Source organism: Microbacterium binotii (assembly GCF_021398715.1).
GTDB classification, from domain to species: Bacteria; Actinomycetota; Actinomycetes; order Actinomycetales; family Microbacteriaceae; genus Microbacterium; species Microbacterium binotii_A.
In genome coordinates, this window is record NZ_CP090347.1 from 876,559 (window position 1) to 897,367 (window position 20,809).

Below are 20,809 nucleotides of genomic sequence, written 5' to 3' on the forward strand. Positions count from 1 at the left end.
CCCGTCGACGTGCCTCGAGCGTAGGGTGGCGCCGTGCACCGGGACACCGCTCAGGACGAGCTCCGCCGCATCCTCGACGTCAGAGGCGACGTCGGCCTCAGCGGGGTCGCACACCTCGACGACGCCCTGCCTGTCTCGACGCTGGCCACGACGGCGATGGGCGCGCTGGCCTCGGCCGTCGCCGCGCTGATGCACAGCACGTCTCTGGTGCCCGGCCCCGAGGTGCGGGTGGATCGCGCCCTCGTCGACGCGTGGCTCGGCCGCCACATCCGGCCCGCTCGGGGCTCGTTCCCTTCGCCCTGGGATCCCCTGTCCGGCGCCTTCCCGACGGCCGACGGCTCGTGGATCCGTACGCATGCCAACGCGCCGCACCATCGGGCCGCCCTGCTGGCCGCACTCGCGCTTCCCGACGCGCAGACGGTCGAGGAGCTGTCCGCCGCGATCGCCCACCGCGGTGCGCAAGAGCTCGAATCGGCGATCGTCGCGGCGGGCGGTGCGGCGGCGGCGCTGTGCACCCGCGCGGAGTGGATGCGGTCCGTGCCCGGCTCCGCCGTCGCCTCGGAGCCCCTCATCGCCCGCATCGATACGGGGTCGGCAGACGCGGGTTCGACCTGGCATCCCGAGCCGGCCAGACCGCTCGCAGGGCTTCGTGTGCTCGATCTGACCCGTGTCATCGCGGGCCCCGCCGCCACGCAGGTGCTGGCAGGCCTCGGCGCCGACGTGCTCCGCATCGACCCCGACACGTGGGACGAACCCGCCGTGCTCCCGTACGTCATGGCCGGCAAACGCTCCGCCCACCTGGACGCGAAGACGCCCGCCGGGCGGCGTACGCTCTCCGATCTGCTGGCGGCCGCCGACGTCCTCGTGCACGGCTACCGAGCGGGGGCCATCGACCACCTGGGACTGGGCGAGGACGAACGACACCGCCTGCGCCCCGGACTCGTCGAGGTCGGGGTCCGCGCGTACGGCTGGAGCGGACCCTGGGCCGGCCGCCGCGGATTCGATTCGCTGGTGCAGTTCTCGACCGGAATCGCCGACATCGGCATGCGGCACGCGGATGCGGCGGCCCCTGTCTCGCTGCCCGTGCAGGCCCTCGACTGGACGACGGGGTACCTCGCGGCGGCCGCCGCCGTCTCCGGAATCACCCGCCGCCAGGTGTCTGGGCGTGGCAGCACGTGGCGACTGTCCCTCGCCCGCACCGCCCACGCACTCACGACGCTCACAGGGGAGGGTGCCGCATCCGCATCCGGCGCCGAGTCCGGCGCCGATTCGGTGCCAGCTGCGGGACAGCGGATCGAGACGCCGGAGGGTGCGCTCCTGCTCGCGCCGCCGCCTTTCCGGGTGGGCGAGGCGACCCTGCGTTTCGATCGCGTGGCGACCCGCCTCGGCGGCGACCCGCCCGCCTGGCTCTGACCCCCGCCGCCCCCACTCGCGAGACTGCATCTCCGGCACGAGATCACTGTCATTACCCGTGATCTCGTGCGAGAGATGCAGTCTCGCGGGGGAGTGAGGGGGGAGAGGGGCTGCCGGGGGAGCGGATTTTATTCACGGACGCCTCATCTGGCTCCTCACATGAGGCGCGCCTAGGCTGATCGGGTGGCTCAGAGCATCCTCATCACGTCCGCGGAAGGTCATTCGGGAAAGTCCACGATCGCATTGGGAGTGCTCGAAGCGCTCAGCCATGCGACCGCACGCGTGGGCGTCTTCCGTCCCATCGCCCGTTCGACCACCGAGCGCGACTACGTGCTCGAGATGCTGCTCGACCACGACGGCGTCGACCTCGCCTACGACGACTGCATCGGCGTCGGCTACGACGACATGCACGCCGACCCGGATGCGGCCCTCGCGCGCATCGTGGAGCGGTACAAGACCGTCGAGGCGCAGTGCGACGCGGTCGTCATCCTCGGCAGCGACTACACGGATGTGGGCAGCCCCGCCGAGCTCGGATACAACGCCCGCATCGCCGCGAACCTCGGCGCCCCCGTGCTCCTCGTCGTCGGCGGTCGCGCCCAGCAGGGACAGAGCGAGCAGCTCGGCACGAGCGACCCGCGCACGCCCGCCGACATCGCCCAGATCGCGAAGCTCTCGGTCGGCGAGTTGCGTCAGGCACGCGCGGAGCTGTTCGCCGTGGTCGCCACCCGCGTCGATCCCGCGATGCTGGACGAGACCATCGAAGCCGTCCGCGACATCGTCCCTGCGGGTATCGAGGTGCCCGTGTGGGCGCTTCCCGAGGACCGCTTCCTGGTGGCCCCGACCGTCCGGGGCGTCATGCGCTCCGTCGACGGCACGCTCGTGAAGGGTGACGAGGAACTGCTGACGCGCGAGGTGCTCGGCGTGATCGTCGCCGCCATGAGCCCCGCCAACGTGCTCCCGCGGCTCAGCGACGGGGCCGTCGTGGTCATCCCCGCCGACCGCACCGAGGTGCTGCTCGCGACCCTGCTCGCGCACGCCTCCGGCACGTTCCCGTCGCTGTCGGCCATCGTCCTCAACGGTCCCTTCCCGCTGCCGGCCGACATCGACCGTCTGATCGACGGCCTCGGGTCCCGGCTGCCGATCATCGCGACCGACCGCGACACCTACGACACATCCGTGCGCATCATGAACACCCGTGGCCGGCTGGCCGCCGACTCGCAGCGCTCCTACGACACGGCGCTGTCGCTGTTCGAGCGGCACGTCGACGGCGCCGAGCTGACGCGTCTGCTGGGCCTCGCCAAACCCACCGTCGTCACGCCCCTCATGTTCGAGTACGGGCTCGTCGAACGGGCGCGCTCGAACCGCCGTCGCATCGTCCTGCCCGAGGGCGACGACGACCGCGTGCTGCGCGCAGCCGCCACCGTCCTCGCCCGCGGTATCGCCGACCTCATCATCCTGGGCGAGGAGGTCGAGGTCCGCTCGCGCGCTCTCGAGCTCGGCATCGACATCGCCGCGGCCCAGGTCATCAGCCCGTTCGATCCCGTCCTGGTGCAGAAGTTCGCCGAGGAGTACACACGGCTTCGCGAGCACAAGGGGATGACGATGGCGCGCGCCGCCGACACCGTCACCGACGTCTCGTACTTCGGCACGCTCATGGTGCACCTCGGTCTCGCCGACGGCATGGTCTCGGGCGCCGCGCACACGACGGCCCACACCATCCGCCCTGCCTTCGAGATCATCAAGACGCGTCCGGGCGTCGGCGTCGTCTCCAGCGTCTTCCTCATGGCGCTCGCCGATCGCGTCCTGGTCTACGGCGACTGCGCGGTCATCCCCGACCCGACGGCGCCGCAGTTGGCCGACATCGCCGTCTCCTCCGCCGAGACCGCCGACCGCTTCGGCATCGAGCCGCGCGTCGCCATGCTGTCCTACTCGACCGGTGAGTCCGGGTCGGGAGCGGATGTCGAGAAGGTGCGCGAGGCGACGGTCATCGTGCGCGAGCGCGCACCCGAGCTTCCCGTGGAGGGGCCCATCCAGTACGACGCGGCGGCGGACGCCGCCGTCGCCTCGAAGAAGATGCCGGGCTCGCCCGTCGCGGGTCGCGCCACGGTCTTCGTCTTCCCCGACCTCAACACCGGCAACAACACCTACAAGGCCGTGCAGCGCTCGGCCGGGGCTATCGCGATCGGCCCCGTCCTGCAGGGTCTGAACAAGCCCATCAACGACCTGTCGCGCGGCGCGCTGGTCGAAGACATCGTCAACACCATCGCGATCACCGCGATCCAGGCTCAGGGCGATGCGCCCGCATCCGAAGGGAAGGCATGAACGTGAGCGTCGTTCTCGTCATCAACAGTGGCTCGTCCTCGTTCAAGTACCAGCTGCTGGACGTCGAGACCGAGACGGCGCTGGCGTCCGGGCTCGTCGAGCGCATCGGCGAGGGCATGGGAGCGGCCAGCCACAAGGTGCACTTCACGGGTGTGGGGGCAGCGGCGGTCGATGCGACCTACACGCAGGAGCTGCCGATCCCCGACCACGCCGTCGGTTTCCAGGTGATGCTCGACGCCTTCGCCGAGCACGGTCCGTCGCTCACAGAGAACGCCCCGGTCGCCGTCGGTCACCGCGTCGTTCAGGGTGGCGCGCGCTTCTTCCAGCCCACGCTCATCACCGACCTCGTCGAGATCAACATCGATGAGCTCTCGGTGCTGGCCCCGTTGCACAATCCCGGCGCGGTCCAGGGGATCCGCGCGGCGCGTGCGGCCTTCGGCGACCTGCCCCACGTCGCGGTCTTCGACACGGCGTTCCACCAGACGCTGCCGCCGGCGGCCTACACGTACGCCATCGATCGCGCCATCGCCCGCAAGCACCGCATCCGCCGATACGGGTTCCACGGCACGAGCCACAAGTTCGTCTCGGAGTCCGTCGCCGAGTACCTCGGCCGCCCGCTGCGCAGCCTCAAGCAGATCGTGCTCCACCTCGGCAACGGCGCATCCATCACCGCCATCGACGGCGGACATTCGGTCGAGACGTCGATGGGGCTCACCCCGCTCGAGGGGCTCGTGATGGGCACCCGCTCGGGAGATCTGGACCCGTCGATCCTGCTCGTGCTGGCGCGACGTGAAGAGATGTCCCCGGCGGAGCTCGATGCATTCCTGAACAAGAGCAGCGGGATGCTGGGGCTCGCCGGAGTGTCTGACATGCGCGACATCGAGGACCGCCGCGAGGCTGGCGACGGTCCCGCGTCGCTCGCCTTCGACGTGTACATCCATCGCCTTCGCGCCTACATCGGTTCCTACATCGCCCAGCTCGGCGGCGTCGACGTGATCTCCTTCACGGCAGGCGTCGGCGAGAACTCGCCCCTCATCCGCGCCGCGGCCCTGGAGACGCTCGGATTCCTCGGCGTCGAGCTGGATGCGGCCGCCAACGAGGAGCGACGCAAGGGCATCCGGACGATCTCCACCCCGGACTCGTCGGTCACCGTGCTCGTGGTGCCCACCAACGAGGAGCTGGAGATCGCCCGGCAGGCACTGGCCGTCGCCCGCGTCGCCTGAGCGCGCGCGACACCGACGCGTAACCTGCCGCGACTACGCTGGGTGCGCCCGGTCGAGCGCAACTTTGGAGGCTTCGTGACCGACCTGCCCGATCTGTCTTCCTACGACGCCGTGCTCTTCGACCTCGACGGGGTGCTCACCCCGACGGCCGAGGTGCACATGCACGCCTGGCAGACGATGTTCGAGGAGCTGTTCGCCGCGTGGGGCATCACCCCGCCCTACACGGAACAGGACTACTTCCTGCACCTGGACGGCAAGAAGCGCTATGACGGCGTCGCGAGCCTGCTGCGCTCGCGCGACGTCGAGGTGCCCTGGGGTGAGCCGGACGACGATCCGTCCGCGGACACGGTCTGCGGCATCGGCAACCGGAAGAACGAGGTCTTCGCCCGGGTGCTGCGCGGCGAGGGGATCGCGCCGTACCCCGGCTCGCTGCGCCTGGTCGATCAGCTCCGCGAGCGCGGCGTGCCCGTCGCCGTGGTCTCCAGCTCGAAGAACGCGGAAGAGGTGCTCGCCGCCGCCGGCATCCGTGACCGGTTCGCCGTCGTGATGGACGGCGTCGTCGCCGAGCGCGAGAACCTCGCGTCCAAGCCCGCGCCCGACGTCTTCCTCGGCGGCGCGCGGATGCTGGGGGTCGACCCCGCGCGCAGTGCCGCCGTCGAAGACGCGCTGAGCGGTGCCGCATCCGCTCAGGCCGCGGGCTTCGCCCTGGTCGTGGGCGTCGATCGCGGCGTCGGTGCCGAGGCGCTGCGCGCCGCCGGCGCGGACGTGGTCGTGGACGACCTCGCCGCCTTCGTAGACTGAGCCGGTTCTGTCGCGATACCCGATCGCATCTCCTCACCCGAATCCCTGGCCGTGTCACCGGCGGAAGGCATGTTCATGATCGATAGAGACCGTTTCCCGGTCGACCCGTGGCGACTCGTCGAGCGTTCGTTCGACATCGACGAGGCGGGCGTCACCGAGACGCTGTTCACCGTGGGCAACGGATATCTGGGGCTGCGGGGGAATCAGCCCGAGGGGCGCTTCGGCCACGAGCAGGGCACCTTCATCAACGGCTTCCACGAGGTGTTCCCGATCCGTCACGCCGAGCAGGCCTACGGCTTCGCCGAGGTCGGACAGACGATCATCAACGCCCCCGATGCCAAGGTCATGCGCGTCTACGTCGACGACGAGCCGCTCTCGTTCGATCTCGCCGAGATCCTCGAGTACGAGCGCATCCTCGACCTGCGCGACGGAGTGCTGCGCCGACACCTGCTCTGGCGCACGCCCTCCGGCAAGGAGGTACGCATCGACTTCGAGCGCATGGTGTCGTTCGAGGAGAAGCACCTCGCGCTGATGAGCATCGAGGTGACGGTGCTCAACGCCGACGCCCCCGTGACCATCAGCTGTCAGCTCGTGAACCGCCAGGACGGCGAGGACGTGTACGGCGGTCGGCCGGCGAGCAAGCTCAAAGCCGGCTTCGACCCGCGCCGCGCCGAGCGCATCGAGGAGCGGGTGCTGCAGCCGCAGGAGTTCTGGCAGGACGGCGCGCGCTCCGTGCTCAGCTACAAGGTGACGCACTCGGAGATGACGCTCGCCGTCGCCGCCGACCACATCGTCGAGACCACGAACGAGTACACGGCGCGCACCCTCATCCAGCCTGACATCGCCAAGAACGTGTTCCGCGTGCAGGCGAAGGCCGGGGTTCCCGTCAAGGTCACGAAGCTCGTCAGCTACCACACCTCGCGCGGGGTGCCCGCGGCCGAGCTCGTCGACCGGTGCCGCCGCACGCTCGACCGCGCCCTCCAGGAGGGCGTGGCGACGCAGTACGCCGTGCAGCGCGCGTGGCTGGACGCCTTCTGGGACCGCTCGGACGTGCGCATCGCCGGACACGACGACCTGCAGCAGGCCACGCGCTGGTGCCTCTTCCAGCTCGCGCAGGCGGCGGCCCGGGCCGACGGTCTGGGCGTGCCCGCCAAGGGCGTCTCGGGATCGGGATACAGCGGGCACTACTTCTGGGACACCGAGGTGTACGTGCTGCCCTTCCTCACGTACACGAGCCCGCACTGGGCACGCAACGCCCTGCGGATGCGGGTGCACATGCTCCCCGACGCGCGTCGCCGCGCCTTCCAGCTCAACGAGGCGGGCGCGCTGTTCCCCTGGCGCACGATCAACGGCGAGGAGGCCTCGGCCTACTACGCCGCCGGAACCGCGCAGTACCACATCAACGCCGACGTGAGCTTCGCGCTCGCAAAGTACGTGCGCGCCACCGGCGACGTCGACTTCCTCTACCGCGAGGCGGTCGACATCGCCGTCGAGACCGCGCGGCTGTGGAACTCGCTCGGGTTCTGGCGCGACGAGGTCGACGGTGCGGACTCGTTCCACATCCACGGCGTCACCGGTCCCGACGAGTACACGACGGTCGTCAACGACAACCTCTTCACGAACGTCATGGCGCGCTTCAACCTGCGCTTCGCCGCTCGCACCGTCCGCGAGATGGAGCTCGCCGCTCCGGAGGCCTACCGCCTCATGGCCGACAGGCTGGGGCTGGACCCGGAGGAGCCGGAGATCTGGGAGAAGGCGGCCGATGCGATGCACATCCCCTTCAGCCCGGCGCTCGGCATCCATCCGCAGGACGCCGTGTTCCTCGAGCGCGAGGTGTGGGACCTGGAGAACACCCCGGACGAGCAGCGTCCGCTGCTACTGCACTTCCACCCGCTCGTGATCTACCGCTACCAGGTGCTGAAGCAGGCGGATGTGGTGCTCGCACTGTTCCTGCAGGGCAATCACTTCACGGAGGCGGAGAAGCTCGCCGACTTCCAGTACTACGACCCGCTGACCACCGGCGACTCGACACTGTCGGGCGTCGTGCAGTCGATCCTGGCGGCGGAGGTCGGCTACCAGGACCTCGCGCTGGAGTACTTCCTGGACTCGATCTTCGTGGACCTCGCCGACCTCCACAACAACGCGGCGGACGGCGTGCACGTCGCCTCCGCGGGCGGCGTGTGGGCGTCGCTGGTGTCCGGCTTCGGCGGGATGCGCGACCACTACGGCGAGCTGACGTTCGACCCGCGGCTGCCCGCCGCGTGGCCCGAGCTCTCCTACGCGCTCACGTGGCACGCGTCGCACTTGGACATCACGCTGCGTCGTGACGAGATGATCGTGCGCAACCGCGCCGGGGGAGAGGACGTCGCCTTCTCCGTGCGCGGTGTCGCCTACACGATCTCCCCCGATGAGGAGCTCGTCGTGCCGCTGGCCACGCAGGGCCCCGTGCGCCCGGGGCGGCCGACGCTCCAGATGTTCGCCGACGTCAGGCGCGAGGACGGCACGCTGCTCTCCGCATCCGTGCCCACGCTCACCGCCTCGCTTCCCGTCGTGACCGGGCCGACGCTCATCGGCGAGAACGAGGCGCACTTCGATGCCTGACCCGACGTCGCGGCGGGCGAACGCACCCGCCGCGACGTCGGTGGCACGCCGTAGGCTACTGGGGTGACCACAGCCCTCTACCGCCGTTACCGTCCCGAGGCGTTCGGTGAGATGATCGGGCAGTCCCAGGTGACCGACCCGCTCATGACGGCCCTGCGCGGCGACCGCATCGGCCACGCCTACCTCTTCTCCGGCCCGCGCGGATGCGGCAAGACCACCAGCGCGCGCATCCTCGCGCGGTGTCTGAACTGCGCCGAAGGCCCCACCGACACCCCGTGCGGCACGTGCGACAGCTGTGTCGAGCTCGGTCGCGGCGGCGGTGGATCCCTCGACGTCGTCGAGATCGACGCGGCCAGCCACAACGGTGTCGACGACGCGCGCGATCTCCGCGAGCGGGCGATCTTCGCCCCGGCCCGCGACCGGTTCAAGATCTTCATCCTCGACGAGGCGCACATGGTCACCCCGCAGGGGTTCAACGCGCTGCTGAAGCTCGTCGAGGAGCCGCCCGCGCACGTCAAGTTCATCTTCGCCACGACCGAGCCCGAGAAGGTCATCGGCACGATCCGCTCGCGGACCCACCACTATCCGTTCCGCCTCGTGCCGCCCGCGGCGATGCTCGAGTACGTGCAGCAGATGTGCGAGACCGAGGGCGTCTCGGTCGAGCCCGGGGTGCTGCCGCTGGTCGTCCGCGCGGGCGGCGGCTCGCCGCGCGACACGCTGTCGCTGCTCGACCAGCTCATCGCCGGCTCCGAGAATGCGGCGATCGGCTACGAACGCGCGGTCGCCCTCCTCGGCTACACGCACGCAGAGCTGCTCGACGAGGTCGTCACCGCCTTCGGCGACCTCGATGCCGCCTCCGCGTTCGCCGCGGTCGACCGCGTCGTCCAGACCGGGCAGGATCCGCGGCGTTTCGTCGAAGACCTGCTCGAGCGTCTTCGCGATCTCATCGTCATCGCCGCCACCGGTGCGGGTGCGTCCGCCGTGCTGCGCGGCATCCCCTCCGACGAGCTCGACCGCATGTCGCGTCAGGCCGAGATCATCGGCACGGCACGCCTGTCGCGCACCGCCGACATCGTCGTGGCCGCCCTCGACGAGATGTCGGGGGCGACGTCGCCGCGCCTCCAGCTCGAGCTCATGGTCGCCCGGGTGCTCGCCAACGCGCCCACCGTCGGTTCGGCTCCCGCGGCCCCCGCATCTCCGGCGGCGGCGCGTCCCGCCCCCTCGTCCGCCCCCCGCGCGACCGAGGCTGCGGCCGTGCCCGTTCCGCCGGCCCCCGTCCCGGTGGCGGCGCCCGCGCCCTCCGCGCCTGCCCCCTCCGCGGCCGTCGCCGAGCCCATCGCCGAGCCGACGGCGCAGGCCCCGTCCGAGATCCCGGCCGGTCCCGTCACGGTGCAGCGACTGCGTGATGCGTGGCCCGAGGTGCTCGGCCGCCTGGAGACCATCAGTCGCAGCTCGTGGCTGATCGCGACGGCGGCGCGCGTCGCCGCTCTCGAGGGCGACATCCTCACGCTCAGCTTCCGCAGCCAGAGCGACATCGCCGCGTTCAAGAAGCGCACGGCGGGCGCCGGGCCCAGCGAAGATCTTCGTCAGGCGATCCAGGGGGTACTCGGCATCCGGGTCAAGTACATCGCGCGCCACGACCAGGACACCGACCCGGCCCCGCCCGCTGATGCGGCTCCCGCAGCGCCCCCCGCGCCGCCCCGTGCGGAGCCGTCCGCTCCGCCCGCCGAGCGCCCGGGTCCCGCTCGTGCGTCGTCCGCTGCTCCGGTCACCGAGTGGGCCGTGGCGCCGATCCCGACCTCGGATGCGGGGGAGTCGCCCGCGGCGCCCGTCGCGCAGCTGGCCGTCGACGAGGAGCCCGAAGACGCCCAGGCGTCTGCGACGCGCACGCTGACCGTGGCGCCGCCCGAGGGCGCCGTGTTGCCCGCGGCCGAGGTGGCGACGTCGTTCGACGCCGAAGAGCCGGTCGATCCCGCCGACGAGGAGATGTACCCGACGGATGTGGCGGCCATCCCGCCCGTCGTGCCGCCGCCCGTGCGCTCCGCGCCGACCGACGGCATCCAGCGCTACGGCGAGGCGGTGGTGCGCCAGGTCCTCGATGCGCGCTTCGTGCGTGAAGAGCCCTACCAGCAGCCGACGAGGTTCTCCTGATGTACGACGGCATCGTCCAGAACCTGATCGACGAGTTCGGCCGTCTGCCGGGGATCGGTCCGAAGTCCGCGCAGCGGATCACGTTCCACATCCTGCAGACGCCGAACTTCGACGTCTCCCAGCTCGCCCAGCTCCTGGTCGAGGTGCGCGAGAAGGTGCGCTTCTGCGAGATCTGCGGCAACGTGTCGGAGCAGGACCGGTGCGCGATCTGTCGCGATCCGCGACGCAACGAGACGCTCATCTGCGTCGTCGAAGACGCGAAGGATGTGGCGGCGATCGAGCGCACCCGTGAGTTCCGCGGGCTGTACCACGTGCTCGGCGGCGCGATCAGCCCGATCGCGGGCGTCGGGCCCGACGACCTGCGCATCACGCAGCTCATGCAGCGTCTCGCCGACGGAACCGTGCAGGAGGTGATCCTCGCCACCAACCCGAACCTGGAGGGCGAGGCGACGGCGACCTATCTGAGTCGTCTGCTCACGACGCTGTCGATCCGCGTGACCCGCCTCGCCTCCGGCCTGCCGGTCGGTGGCGACCTGGAGTACGCCGACGAGGTGACGCTCGGCCGGGCCTTCGAGGGCCGCCGCGCCATCTGAGCGACCGGGGTCAGTGGCCGCGCCCCGGCCCGTCGTAGCGCCGCAGCTTCGCGCGTGAGCGGGTCACACCCGACAGCGACGCCCGCACGGGCTGTCCGAGGTACAGGCCGAGCGAGGCTCCGACGGCGAGGCTGATCCCGATGACGGCCGCGTTCACGAGCGTCGCGAACCCGGTCATCATCACCGTGGTGTCGCCCGCGGACTCGACGACGCCGAGAAGCCCGCGGAACACCGCGGCGCCCGGCACCATGGGCAGGATCGCCGCCGTCGTCACCGCCACGGACGGAACGTGGAACCGGAAGGCGATCACGATGCCCACGAAGCTCGCGACGAAGGCTCCGATGCCGCTCGCCGCGGCGACCTCCAGTCCCGCTGCCGCAGCGATCGTGTAACCGCCCCACGCGACCAGGCTGAGCAGCGCGCTGACGGCGACCACGCGTGCGCCGGCGCCGTTGAAGACGGCGACTGCGATCGCGATGATCGACGCGCCGACGAACTGCATGACCGACGGCCCGAGCGGCAGGGCCGTGTCGGGCGGCTCCATCGCGAGGCCCATCATCCGCACGGTCTCGAGCCCGGCGAGGATGCCGATCACGACACCGATCGTCTGCGTGACGAGCTCCAGGATGCGTCCGGTGGCCGTCAGGGCGAAGCCGTCGATCGCGTCCTGCGCGGCTCCGACCACGGTGAGTCCGGCGAGCATGAGCACGATGCCTGCGGCCACGATGACCGAAGGGCGGATATCGTCCGCGCCGGGGACACCGAGGACCGCGAGGAAACGGCTCATCGCCGCGATGACCGTGAGCACGAAGGCGCCGGCGACCTGGCTGAAGAAGTACGGTACGCGCGCCTTCGCGAGGGCGAACTGCGTCAGGGCGGCGCAGGCCGCCCCCGTGAACGCGAGTGCGATGAGCAGCCAGTTCGCGCCGAACATGACCGCGACGCCGACGGCGAGTGCGCCCTGGGCCGTGATGACGGCGGCCGGCGGATAGCGGAACGGCGCGCGGCGGATGCGGCGTGCCGCCGCCTGGGCATCATCGAGGCCCATCCCGGTGGAGATGTCGGCGACGAGCGCCTGCAGCCGCATCAGGCGGTCGTGGTCGGGGGTGCTGCCGCGCACGACGCGCAGGAGGGTGACGGGGCGGGCGGCGCCCGAGCGGTGGTAGGCCGCGGTGATCGAGTTGTACGTGACGTCGACGTGAACCGGTGTGAGGCCGTACACCTCGCACACGCGCACGATCGTCAGGGTGACCTCGCTCGCCGGGGCACCGGCGACGAGCATCGTCTCGCCCATCCGGACCGCGAGATCCAGGATGCGCACGCTGAGGGCGTCGTCGACGACGGGCAGGAGATCCGTCGTGTCAGCGGGCGGTTCCACGCGTCGGCGCGCGGGCCTGAAGAACCTCGGCAGGGCGGGGCGGGGGGACATCGAGTGCGTCGGCCTCCGTGTCAGCGGTGTCCCCTCGAGGGTAACCGGCGAGGTCGGAGCGCGCCGTCACATGGCGGGGACGGAATGCCGGGCTGCCTAAGATGGAGCGTTGGGCGCCGCATCCGAGCGTTCCATCGTCGTCGCGCCGGACACGGCGCATCCCCGGGAGCAGCACAGTGGCGTTGATCGTCCAGAAGTACGGCGGGTCGTCGGTCGCCGACGCCGAGAGCATCAAGCGCGTCGCGAAGCGCATCGTCGACACTCGTCGCGCCGGCCACGACGTCGTCGTGGCGGTCAGCGCGATGGGCGACACGACCGACGAGCTCCTCGATCTGGCGAACGAAGTGGCGCCGATCCCCGCACCCCGCGAACTCGACATGCTGCTCTCCTCGGGCGAGCGCATCTCGATGGCGCTGCTGGCGATGGCCATCCACTCGATGGGCTTCGAGGCGCGCTCCTTCACCGGCAGCCAGGCCGGCATGATCACCGATGCGAAGCACGGTGCGGCCCGCATCGTCGACGTGACCCCCGTGCGCCTGCGCGAGGCACTGGACGAGGGTGCGATCGTCATCGTCGCCGGCTTCCAGGGCTTCAACCGCGACACCCGCGACATCACGACCCTCGGCCGCGGCGGCTCCGACACCACGGCGGTCGCGCTGGCTGCCGCCCTGGGCGCCGACGTCTGCGAGATCTACAGCGACGTCGACGGTATCTTCACCGCTGACCCCCGCGTCGTCCCGCGCGCCCGGAAGCTTCCCGTCGTCTCGACGGAGGAGATGCTGGAGCTCGCTGCCAACGGCGCGAAGGTGCTGTACATCCGCGCGGTCGAGTATGCGCGCCGCCACGGCGTCGTCATCCACGCGCGCTCCACCTTCAGCTCCAGCGAGGGCACCTACGTGCTCGACGCACAGCAGCGTTCCGCCTACATCCCCGAGGGAGAAGCCATGGAAGAGCCGATCGTCGCCGGCGTCGCCACCGACCTCAGCCAGGCCAAGATCACCGTCATCGGTGTTCCTGACGTGCCCGGCAAGGCCGCCGAGATCTTCAAGATCGTCGCCAAGTCCGGCGCCAACGTCGACATGATCGTGCAGAACGTCTCGGCCGCGGCCACGGCCCGTACCGACATCTCCTTCACTCTGCCCAAATCGGACGCCACGGCCGCACTGAAGGCGCTGGCAGCCGATCAGCTGGATGTCGGCTTCGAGGCGCTCGTGCACGACGACCAGATCGGCAAGCTGTCGGTCGTGGGCGCGGGCATGCGCACGAACTCCGGCGTCAGCGCGACCCTGTTCGAGGCGCTGAGCACCGCGGGCATCAACATCGAGATGATCTCCACCTCCGAGATCCGCATCTCGGTGGTGCTGCGTGCCGACGACATCGCGGAAGCGGCGCGGGTCGTGCACACGGCCTACGGCCTTGACGGCGAGGGCGACGCGGTCGTCTACGCCGGCAGCGGTCGCTGACCAGCTCTACGTCCGCGGCGACGAGGGCGCCACGCGAGGCCGGTCCGGCAGTCGGTTCCAGAACGGCTCCGGCAGCCGCTCTCCCGACAGCGCCCAGGCGATGACGTAGAGCACGGCTCCCACCAGGAAGAGCGCGAGCAGCACGACGCCGACCACGGCGCCCGGCGCCAGCGCGAGATACAGCAGCGGTGCGAGCGCGCGGCCGCGGCGGTAGGTGAGTCTCGCCACCAGTGCGAGGGCTGCGATGAGGACCGCTGCCGTGTACGCGCTCACGACACCGCCCAGCACGACGATGGTGCCGGTCGGGTCGCCCGCGAGGGCTCCCACCAGGATTCCTATGCCGGTCAGCACGAGGGCCCCCGCCAGATAGATCGACGAGAAGACGACGATCGGACCCTCGGTCAGACGCGAGCGCACGATCGGCTCGAACAGCGGACCCAGTCGTCGTCGTAGACGGCCCGCCCACGACGCGACGAGTCCCACGGACGCCGCCCACACGCAGATCTGCGCCACGACGCCGGCGCCGGCGGGGGTGGCCGTGTCGACACGCCATCCGAGCAAGCCCGGTCCGAACGCGCAAAGCGCGAGGACCAGGGCGCTCGCGACCGCGACGATCGCCAGCGGCGGGATCAGCAGGCGGGTGCTGGCCATCTCGAACGCCGTCTCGGTGTCGGCGTCCTGCGGGGTCTCGCCCAGCATCCGGGCGAGCTGGATCGCCGCATCCGCGTCGTCGTCGCGGCGGCTGATGATCGGCCACAGGCGCCTGGCCCACGGATGCGTCGGATCGATCGCCAGCGCCGCGCTCACATGCTCCTCGGCGTCTCGGCGTCGTCGCGCGCGCACGAGGGCATCGGCCAGCTGCGCATGCAGGTCGGCATCGTCGGGCTGCTGGCGCAGTGCGTCTTGGAGTGCCTCGATCGCGTCGTCCACCCGACTGCAGCCGAGCATGACATCGGCGTACACCGAGAGCGCCCAGGGGGTCTCGCCCGACAGGCGACGCACCGTGTCCGCACCCTCGGCGGCATCATCCCACCGGTGCAGGTCCAGCGCCGTGAGTGCGGCCAGGCGCCAGGCCCACGCGGCATCCGGGTAGAGCGCCACCGCCTGACGGGCGAGGTCGTCGGCCTCGTCGATCCGCTGGAGCACGCGGAGGCACTCGGCGCTGATCCGCAGTGCCGGCGCCGATTCCGGCTGCCGCGCGAGTTCGCGTCCGGCTTCGCGCAGCGCATCGTCGTGACGACCGAGATCGAGGAGCGTCTGGGCGTGCGCCAGCGCCGCGGCGGACGCCTCGCTCATCGCCGCCCGCTCTGGCGCAGATACTCGCGCAGCTGGGCGAACGTTCCGTCATCCTCTCCGAAGCGCACCACGTTGCGTGCCGATTCGAGCCAGGGCCCCGTCGACGGGGTGACCTGTGCGATGCTCTGTCGGAGATCGGCCATTCCGATCAGGCGCGGCACGCCGCTCCGGCTGCTTTCGAGCAGCGCGTTCTCGCTCGCCAACTCGCAGACGTACGCCAGATCCGCGCCGCTGAAACCCTCGGTGTCGGCGGCCAGCGCGGCGAGGTCGACGCCTTCGACCGGGCGCCCCGCGAGGTGGTGGCGCAGGATCGCCTGGCGCGCCTGCGCGTCCGGCGGCAGGACGAGCAGGGTGCGGTCGAGCCTGCCCGGACGGCGAAGCGCCGGGTCCACGTCCCAGGGCTGATTGGTCGCGGCGAGCACGAACACGCCCTCGTTGTCGCTGCCGAGGCCGTCGAGCTCTTCCAGGAGCGAGACGACCACCCCGCGCATCCCGTTCCGCCGAGCGAGCGACCGGCGCTGGCCGATCGCATCGATCTCATCGATGAAGAGCACGGTGGGCGCCTGCCTGCGGGCGAGCTGGAACAGCTCCCGCACATTGCGTTCGCTGTCGCCCATGTACTGACCCAGGATGTCGCTCAGCCCGACGCTCACGAACGAGGCGCCGAGCTCGCCGGCCACGGCGCGGGCGAGGAACGTCTTGCCGCATCCCGGGGGACCGTACATCAGGAGACCGCCGCGCAGGCTCTTGCCGTACAGGGCGCGCAGCTCGGGGTTGCGTAGCGGAGCCAGGAAAGCGGACTCCAGGCGCTCCTTCACCTCCCGCATCCCGCCGACGTCGGCGAGCGTCACGCTCGAGCGCTGCACGTCGTGCTCGTCGAATGCGGGTGCGTCGTCGCCGACGAACACGGGCTGCGCGATGTGGCCGACCTCGGCCTCCGCCGCCGACCAGTCGAACCCGGTGTCGCCCGGAGCCGAGTCCGGTGCCTGTGGGGCGGATGCGGGGGAGACCGGCGCGGGATCTTGGAGGATGCGGGCGATCATCGCGCGTGCGCGGGCGTTGCCGGGTTCCGCGGCGAGGACCGTGCTCACCTCGGCCAGTGCGCGCTCGGTGCGTCCCCGATCCAGCAGCACCGCCGCCAGATGCAGTCGCAGCTCCGCATCCGTCGGCGCTGCCGCGACCGCACGTGCGAGAGCGTCGATGACCGGATCCTCCACGGCATCCCCTTCCGTCCTTCGCCATTGTCCGTCACGGCACGCCGTCACAGAGCGCTTTCCCCAAGATGGGTAGCCGCCGCCGCACGGTAGAATCGGGCAACCCTGCGCCCGTCCACGCATGATGCGGCGCGCCCTGCGACATCCCGAGGAACAGACATGACCCGCATCTCCGAATCCGGACTCTCCGTCGCCGTCGTCGGCGCCACCGGTCAGGTCGGCACCGTCATGCGGGAGATTCTCGCCGAGCGCTCCTTCCCGATCGGCGAGCTGCGCCTGTTCTCCACGGCGCGCTCGGCCGGTACCGCTGTCGAGTTCGGCGGTCAGACGGTCATCGTCGAGGACGTCGCCACGGCCGACCCCGCCGGCATCGACATCGCCCTCTTCTCCGCGGGTGCCACCGGCAGCCGCGCGCACGCGCCCCGCTTCGCCGAGGCCGGCGCGGTCGTCATCGACAACTCGAGCGCCTGGCGCAACGACCCCGAGGTCCCTCTGGTCGTCAGCGAGGTCAACCCGCACGCGATCGATGAGCGCCCCAAGGGCATCATCGCGAACCCGAACTGCACCACGATGGCCGCCATGCCCGTGCTCAAGGTCCTCGACGCCGAGGCGGGCCTCGAGCGGCTCATCGTGAGCACCTACCAGGCCGTCTCCGGGTCCGGACTCGCCGGTGCCCAGGAGCTGCTCGGACAGGTCGAAGGCGTTCTCGCCCAGGGCGACACCCTGCGTCTCGTGCACGACGGGTCCGCGGTCGACTTCCCCCAGCCGGAGAAGTACATCGCGCCCATCGCGTTCGACGTGATCCCGTTCGCCGGCAACCTGGTCGACGACGGCGAGAACGAGACCGACGAGGAGAAGAAGCTCCGCAACGAGAGCCGCAAGATCCTCGAACTGCCCGAGCTGCGTGTGGCGGGCACCTGCGTGCGCGTCCCCGTCTTCACGGGCCACTCGCTGTCGATCAACGTCGAGTTCGCGCGGGACATCACCCCGGACCGCGCCCGCGAGCTGCTCGCTGCAGCGCCCGGCGTCGCGCTGGAGGAGGTCCCCACGCCGCTGCAGGCCGCGGGTAGCGACCCCAGCTACGTCGGTCGTATCCGCCGCGACCAGTCGGCGCCCGAGGGCAAGGGGCTCGTGCTGTTCATCAGCAACGACAACCTCCGCAAGGGTGCCGCGCTCAACGCGGTGCAGATCGCCGAGATCGTCGCGGCTCGCCTGGGCGTCACCGCCTGAGTCGCGTCTGCGGCAAGAACCGCGAAAGTTCCCGCGCGCGGCCCCTCCCACTGGCGGAGGGGTCGCGCGCGCCGCTTTAGACTTGTCGGGTGACAGGAAACGTCGACGTCCTCCTGATCGGTGGCGGCATCATGAGCGCCACACTCGGGACTTTTTTGCAGCAGCTCCAGCCGGACTGGAAGATCGCGGTGTTCGAGCGCCTGGGCGAGGTCGCCCAGGAGAGCTCCAACGCGTGGAACAACGCCGGGACGGGACACGCCGCTCTGTGCGAGCTGAACTACATGCCCGCCGCCCCCGACGGCTCGGTCGATCCCGCCAAAGCCGTGGCGATCAACGAGCAGTTCCAGCAGAGCCGGCAGTTCTGGTCGACGCTCGTCGAGCGCGGCGTGCTCGCCGCCCCCGAGACGTTCATCAACCGCACGCCCCACATGACGTTCGTGCGCGGTGAGAAGGATGTGGCCTACCTGAAGCGCCGGTACGAGTCACTGAAGCAGCAGCCGCTGTTCGAGGGCATCGAATACAGCGAGGACTCCCGGGTCATCAACCAGTGGGCGCCCCTGCTGATGCAGCAGCGTCGCAAGGGCGAGCCGTTCGCCGCGACGCGGGTGCCCAGCGGCACCGACGTCGACTTCGGGTCGCTCACCCGGCAGCTGCTGGATTCGATGCAGCGGGGCGGCGCCGAGGTCCTCACGGGCCGCGAGGTGCGTTCGCTCAAGCGGCAGAAGGACGGCTCGTGGCAGGTCGGCTACCGTCACACGGTGGGCCGCACGCCGGGACGCATCAACGCGCGCTTCGTGTTCATCGGGGCGGGCGGCTGGGCGATCAAGCTGCTGCAGCGCTCCCGCATCCCGGAGGCGAAGGGCTACGGCGTCTTCCCCATCGGTGGACAGTGGCTGAAGACCAGCAACCCCGCCCTCGTCGCGCAGCACAAGGCGAAGGTCTACTCGCAGGCATCCGTCGGCGCGCCGCCCATGTCGGTGCCGCACCTGGACACCCGTGTCGTCGACGGTGAAACCTCGTTGCTGTTCGGTCCGTTCGCGACCTTCAGCCCGAAGTTCCTCAAGAACGGCTCGCCCTGGGACATCGTCACCCAGGTGCGCCTTTCGAACCTCGGCAGCATGCTCACGGCCGGTGCCACCAACCTCAACCTTGTGAAGTACCTCGTCAGCGAGCTGCTGAAGACGCACAAGAAGAAGGTCGACAGTCTCCGCGAGTTCATGCCGTCCGCCGACGGCGCGGACTGGGAGCTGCTGAACGCCGGTCAGCGTGCCCAGGTCATGAAGGGCGGCAAGCTGCAGTTCGGCACCGAGGTCGTCGCCGCGGCGGACGGCTCGATCGCGGGTCTGCTGGGCGCGTCTCCGGGAGCCTCGACCGCCGTGTCGATCATGCTGGGCCTGCTGAAGTCCTGCTTCCCCGACCGCATCGGCGAGTGGGAGCCGCAGCTGCGGGAGCTCATCCCCAGCTACGGCACGACGCTGAACCCGGATCCGGCTGCGGCCGAGGCGTCCCTCGCCGCGACGGCCGAGGAGCTGCACCTCACGGTCTGATCCGGCGCCGCCACGAGGCTGACGCGGTGAGCCGCCTAGAATCTCTAGGTGGCCAAGCTCTACTTCCGCTACGGGGCGATGAACTCCGGCAAGTCGACGGCGCTGTTGCAGGCCGCGTACAACTATGAGGAACGCGGCCAGCATGTCCTGCTGGCCAAGCCCGAGATCGACACGAAGGGCGCCGACCGCATCTCGAGCCGCTTGGGCATGTCACGCGGGGTGGACTTCCTCATCCGGCCCGAGGACGACCTGCGCGAGCTCTTCGCGGCGCACCGCGCTCGGGTTCTCGCGGCGGAGGGTGCGGATGTGGCGTGCCTGCTCATCGATGAGGCGCAGTTCCTGACGCGCACTCAGGTCGACGATCTGCTGCGCATCGTGGTGCTGGACGGCGTGCCGTCCCTCGCCTACGGCATCCGCACCGACTTCCAGACGCACGCGTTCCCCGGTTCGCGCCGCCTCATGGAACTCGCCCACAGCCTGGAGGAGCTGAAGACGATCTGTCGCTGCGGTCGCAAGGCCCTCTTCAACGCGCGGCTGGTGGGAGGCCGCTTCGTCTTCGAGGGCGACCAGGTGGCGATCGACGAGCTCAGCCACGAGAAGGTCACGTACGAGTCGATGTGCGCGCAGTGCTACCTGACCGCATCCGGCGGACGCCTCAGCTGAGCGCCTCGGCGCTCCGGCGGCTGCGCGGCGGCCACGGCACCAGCATCGAGGTCGTACGCCGATACTCGGCGTAGGCCGGGTACTTGCCGGCGGAGATCGATTCCGTGAACACGGTCGAGCCGATGAACAGCAGAGTCAGCAGGATCGGCCCCACGATCGTCACATTGATCGCTCCGCCCAGGATGCCGGCGCCCGCGCTCAGGGCCGCATTGGCGCCGATCAGGTACAGCACCCACCACTGGGCCTGTTCGAAGAAGAAGTTGGGGTGGCGGCTGTAGCGGAACAGTCCCGTGGTCACGAAGCCGGGCGGGAGCTCGCCGCCGGCCGCGGCCTTGGCTCGATGGAAGTTCCACTGCTGCTGGTCGGCGAGCCACTCCCCGGCGAGGAAGGCGAGGAACAGCAGCGCCCACACCGCATCCCAGACGTTCAGCGGCGTCGCGTTCAGCATCGCGGCCGCCGCGGGCAGGGTGATCAGCACGAGCAGCGCGTTCTGATACAGCACGATGAACAGCAGATTGAAGACCTGGAACTGCCACGGCCGCATCCGGGCGCGCAGGATCGCCCAGCGATAGTCCTCCATGCCGCTGTAGCCGCCCTTGCGGGCGAAGTTGAAGGTGAGGCGCGCACCCCAGAGCGTCACGAGCACGGCCATCAGGATGAGCCGCGCCGCGTCGAGGCCGCCTGCGATCGCCACGCCCGCGAAGATCCACACGTAGGCGACCGGAACGATCGACCAGATCCGGTCGACCCACGAGGTGTCCTTCGTGATCAGCGACAGGATCCAGCACAGCGCGCAGACCGCACCGGCGAGCACGATGACCATCCCCAGAGCGCCCATGACGTCACCGTAGCGCGCACACGGC

General features: G+C 70.4%; 15 protein-coding genes. 11 read left to right on the plus strand and 4 right to left on the minus strand.

The genetic code is table 11. The annotated features are described in order from the left end of the window. The first annotated feature begins 33 nt into the window (after nt 1-33). The 7 genes from LXM64_RS04480 (at nt 34) to recR (ending at nt 11,104) form a co-directional block, all read left to right on the plus strand. On the plus strand, nt 34-1,413 hold the full coding sequence (locus tag LXM64_RS04480) for a CoA transferase (RefSeq protein WP_234074802.1): 1,380 nt from the start codon (nt 34-36) through the stop codon (nt 1,411-1,413). Between the two features lie 183 nt (nt 1,414-1,596). Beyond that, the gene (pta, locus tag LXM64_RS04485) at nt 1,597-3,735 is read left to right on the plus strand and encodes a phosphate acetyltransferase (RefSeq protein ID WP_234074803.1); all 2,139 of its coding nucleotides are present in this window, start codon (nt 1,597-1,599) and stop codon (nt 3,733-3,735) included. A gap of 2 nt (nt 3,736-3,737) precedes the next feature. After that, entirely contained in the window at nt 3,738-4,958 is a 1,221-nt protein-coding gene (locus tag LXM64_RS04490; protein ID WP_137417748.1) for an acetate/propionate family kinase, read from the plus strand. Nucleotides 4,959-5,033: 75 nt separating this feature from the next. Next, nucleotides 5,034-5,759 carry an HAD family hydrolase gene (locus LXM64_RS04495; protein ID WP_137417747.1) on the plus strand — a complete coding sequence of 242 codons (726 nt, stop codon included), beginning with the start codon at nt 5,034-5,036 and terminating at the stop codon, nt 5,757-5,759. A gap of 75 nt (nt 5,760-5,834) precedes the next feature. Then, nucleotides 5,835-8,360 carry a glycoside hydrolase family 65 protein gene (locus LXM64_RS04500; protein ID WP_234074804.1) on the plus strand — a complete coding sequence of 842 codons (2,526 nt, stop codon included), beginning with the start codon at nt 5,835-5,837 and terminating at the stop codon, nt 8,358-8,360. Between the two features lie 63 nt (nt 8,361-8,423). Continuing rightward, nucleotides 8,424-10,511: a DNA polymerase III subunit gamma and tau gene (locus LXM64_RS04505; protein ID WP_234074805.1), complete on the plus strand. Its 2,088-nt coding sequence runs from the start codon at nt 8,424-8,426 to the stop codon at nt 10,509-10,511. Beyond that, nucleotides 10,511-11,104 carry a recombination mediator RecR gene (gene recR, locus LXM64_RS04510; RefSeq protein ID WP_137417744.1) on the plus strand — a complete coding sequence of 198 codons (594 nt, stop codon included), beginning with the start codon at nt 10,511-10,513 and terminating at the stop codon, nt 11,102-11,104. Before LXM64_RS04505 ends, recR begins: the two co-directional genes overlap by 1 nt. A gap of 10 nt (nt 11,105-11,114) precedes the next feature. Here the strand turns inward: recR and LXM64_RS04515 are convergent, their stop codons facing one another. Next, nucleotides 11,115-12,482: a threonine/serine ThrE exporter family protein gene (locus LXM64_RS04515; protein WP_234074806.1), complete on the minus strand. Its 1,368-nt coding sequence runs from the start codon at nt 12,480-12,482 to the stop codon at nt 11,115-11,117. Nucleotides 12,483-12,709: 227 nt separating this feature from the next. Here LXM64_RS04515 and LXM64_RS04520 point away from each other — a divergent pair, with 227 nt between their 5' ends. Then, complete coding sequence (locus LXM64_RS04520; RefSeq protein ID WP_234074807.1) at nt 12,710-13,996, plus strand: aspartate kinase; 1,287 nt, start codon at nt 12,710-12,712, stop codon at nt 13,994-13,996. A gap of 6 nt (nt 13,997-14,002) precedes the next feature. On the opposite strand, the gene LXM64_RS04525 is transcribed toward LXM64_RS04520, so the two are convergent. After that, nucleotides 14,003-15,292, minus strand: a complete 1,290-nt coding sequence (locus tag LXM64_RS04525; RefSeq protein WP_234074808.1) for a tetratricopeptide repeat protein — start codon at nt 15,290-15,292, stop codon at nt 14,003-14,005. Beyond that, nucleotides 15,289-16,509: an AAA family ATPase gene (locus LXM64_RS04530; protein ID WP_234074809.1), complete on the minus strand. Its 1,221-nt coding sequence runs from the start codon at nt 16,507-16,509 to the stop codon at nt 15,289-15,291. Before LXM64_RS04530 ends, LXM64_RS04525 begins: the two co-directional genes overlap by 4 nt. A 156-nt stretch (nt 16,510-16,665) precedes the next feature. On the opposite strand from LXM64_RS04530, the gene LXM64_RS04535 reads away from it, so the two are divergent. The 3 genes from LXM64_RS04535 (at nt 16,666) to LXM64_RS04545 (ending at nt 19,946) form a co-directional block, all read left to right on the plus strand. Next, nucleotides 16,666-17,736, plus strand: a complete 1,071-nt coding sequence (locus LXM64_RS04535; RefSeq protein ID WP_234074810.1) for an aspartate-semialdehyde dehydrogenase — start codon at nt 16,666-16,668, stop codon at nt 17,734-17,736. An 89-nt stretch (nt 17,737-17,825) separates the two neighbouring features. Next, nucleotides 17,826-19,283: a malate dehydrogenase (quinone) gene (gene mqo, locus LXM64_RS04540; protein ID WP_137417738.1), complete on the plus strand. Its 1,458-nt coding sequence runs from the start codon at nt 17,826-17,828 to the stop codon at nt 19,281-19,283. Nucleotides 19,284-19,331: 48 nt separating this feature from the next. Beyond that, the gene (locus tag LXM64_RS04545; protein ID WP_137417737.1) at nt 19,332-19,946 is read left to right on the plus strand and encodes a thymidine kinase; all 615 of its coding nucleotides are present in this window, start codon (nt 19,332-19,334) and stop codon (nt 19,944-19,946) included. Here LXM64_RS04545 and LXM64_RS04550 read toward each other — a convergent pair. Further along, a complete protein-coding gene (locus LXM64_RS04550; RefSeq protein ID WP_234074811.1) occupies nt 19,939-20,784 on the minus strand; it encodes a DUF1295 domain-containing protein in 846 nt (281 codons plus the stop codon). The two genes, LXM64_RS04545 and LXM64_RS04550, sit on opposite strands and share 8 nt — an antisense overlap. Between the last annotated feature and the right edge of the window lie 25 nt (nt 20,785-20,809).

Excerpts from the sequence above, each read along its gene's own strand:
- recR (WP_137417744.1), top strand. The coding sequence starts at position 10,511 with ATGTACGACGGCATCGTCCAGAACCTGATCGACGAGTTCGGCCGTCTG.
- LXM64_RS04535 (WP_234074810.1), top strand. The coding sequence starts at position 16,666 with ATGACCCGCATCTCCGAATCCGGACTCTCCGTCGCCGTCGTCGGCGCC.
- LXM64_RS04525 (WP_234074808.1), bottom strand. The coding sequence starts at position 15,292 with ATGAGCGAGGCGTCCGCCGCGGCGCTGGCGCACGCCCAGACGCTCCTC.
- LXM64_RS04550 (WP_234074811.1), bottom strand. The coding sequence starts at position 20,784 with ATGGGCGCTCTGGGGATGGTCATCGTGCTCGCCGGTGCGGTCTGCGCG.
- LXM64_RS04500 (WP_234074804.1), top strand. The coding sequence starts at position 5,835 with ATGATCGATAGAGACCGTTTCCCGGTCGACCCGTGGCGACTCGTCGAG.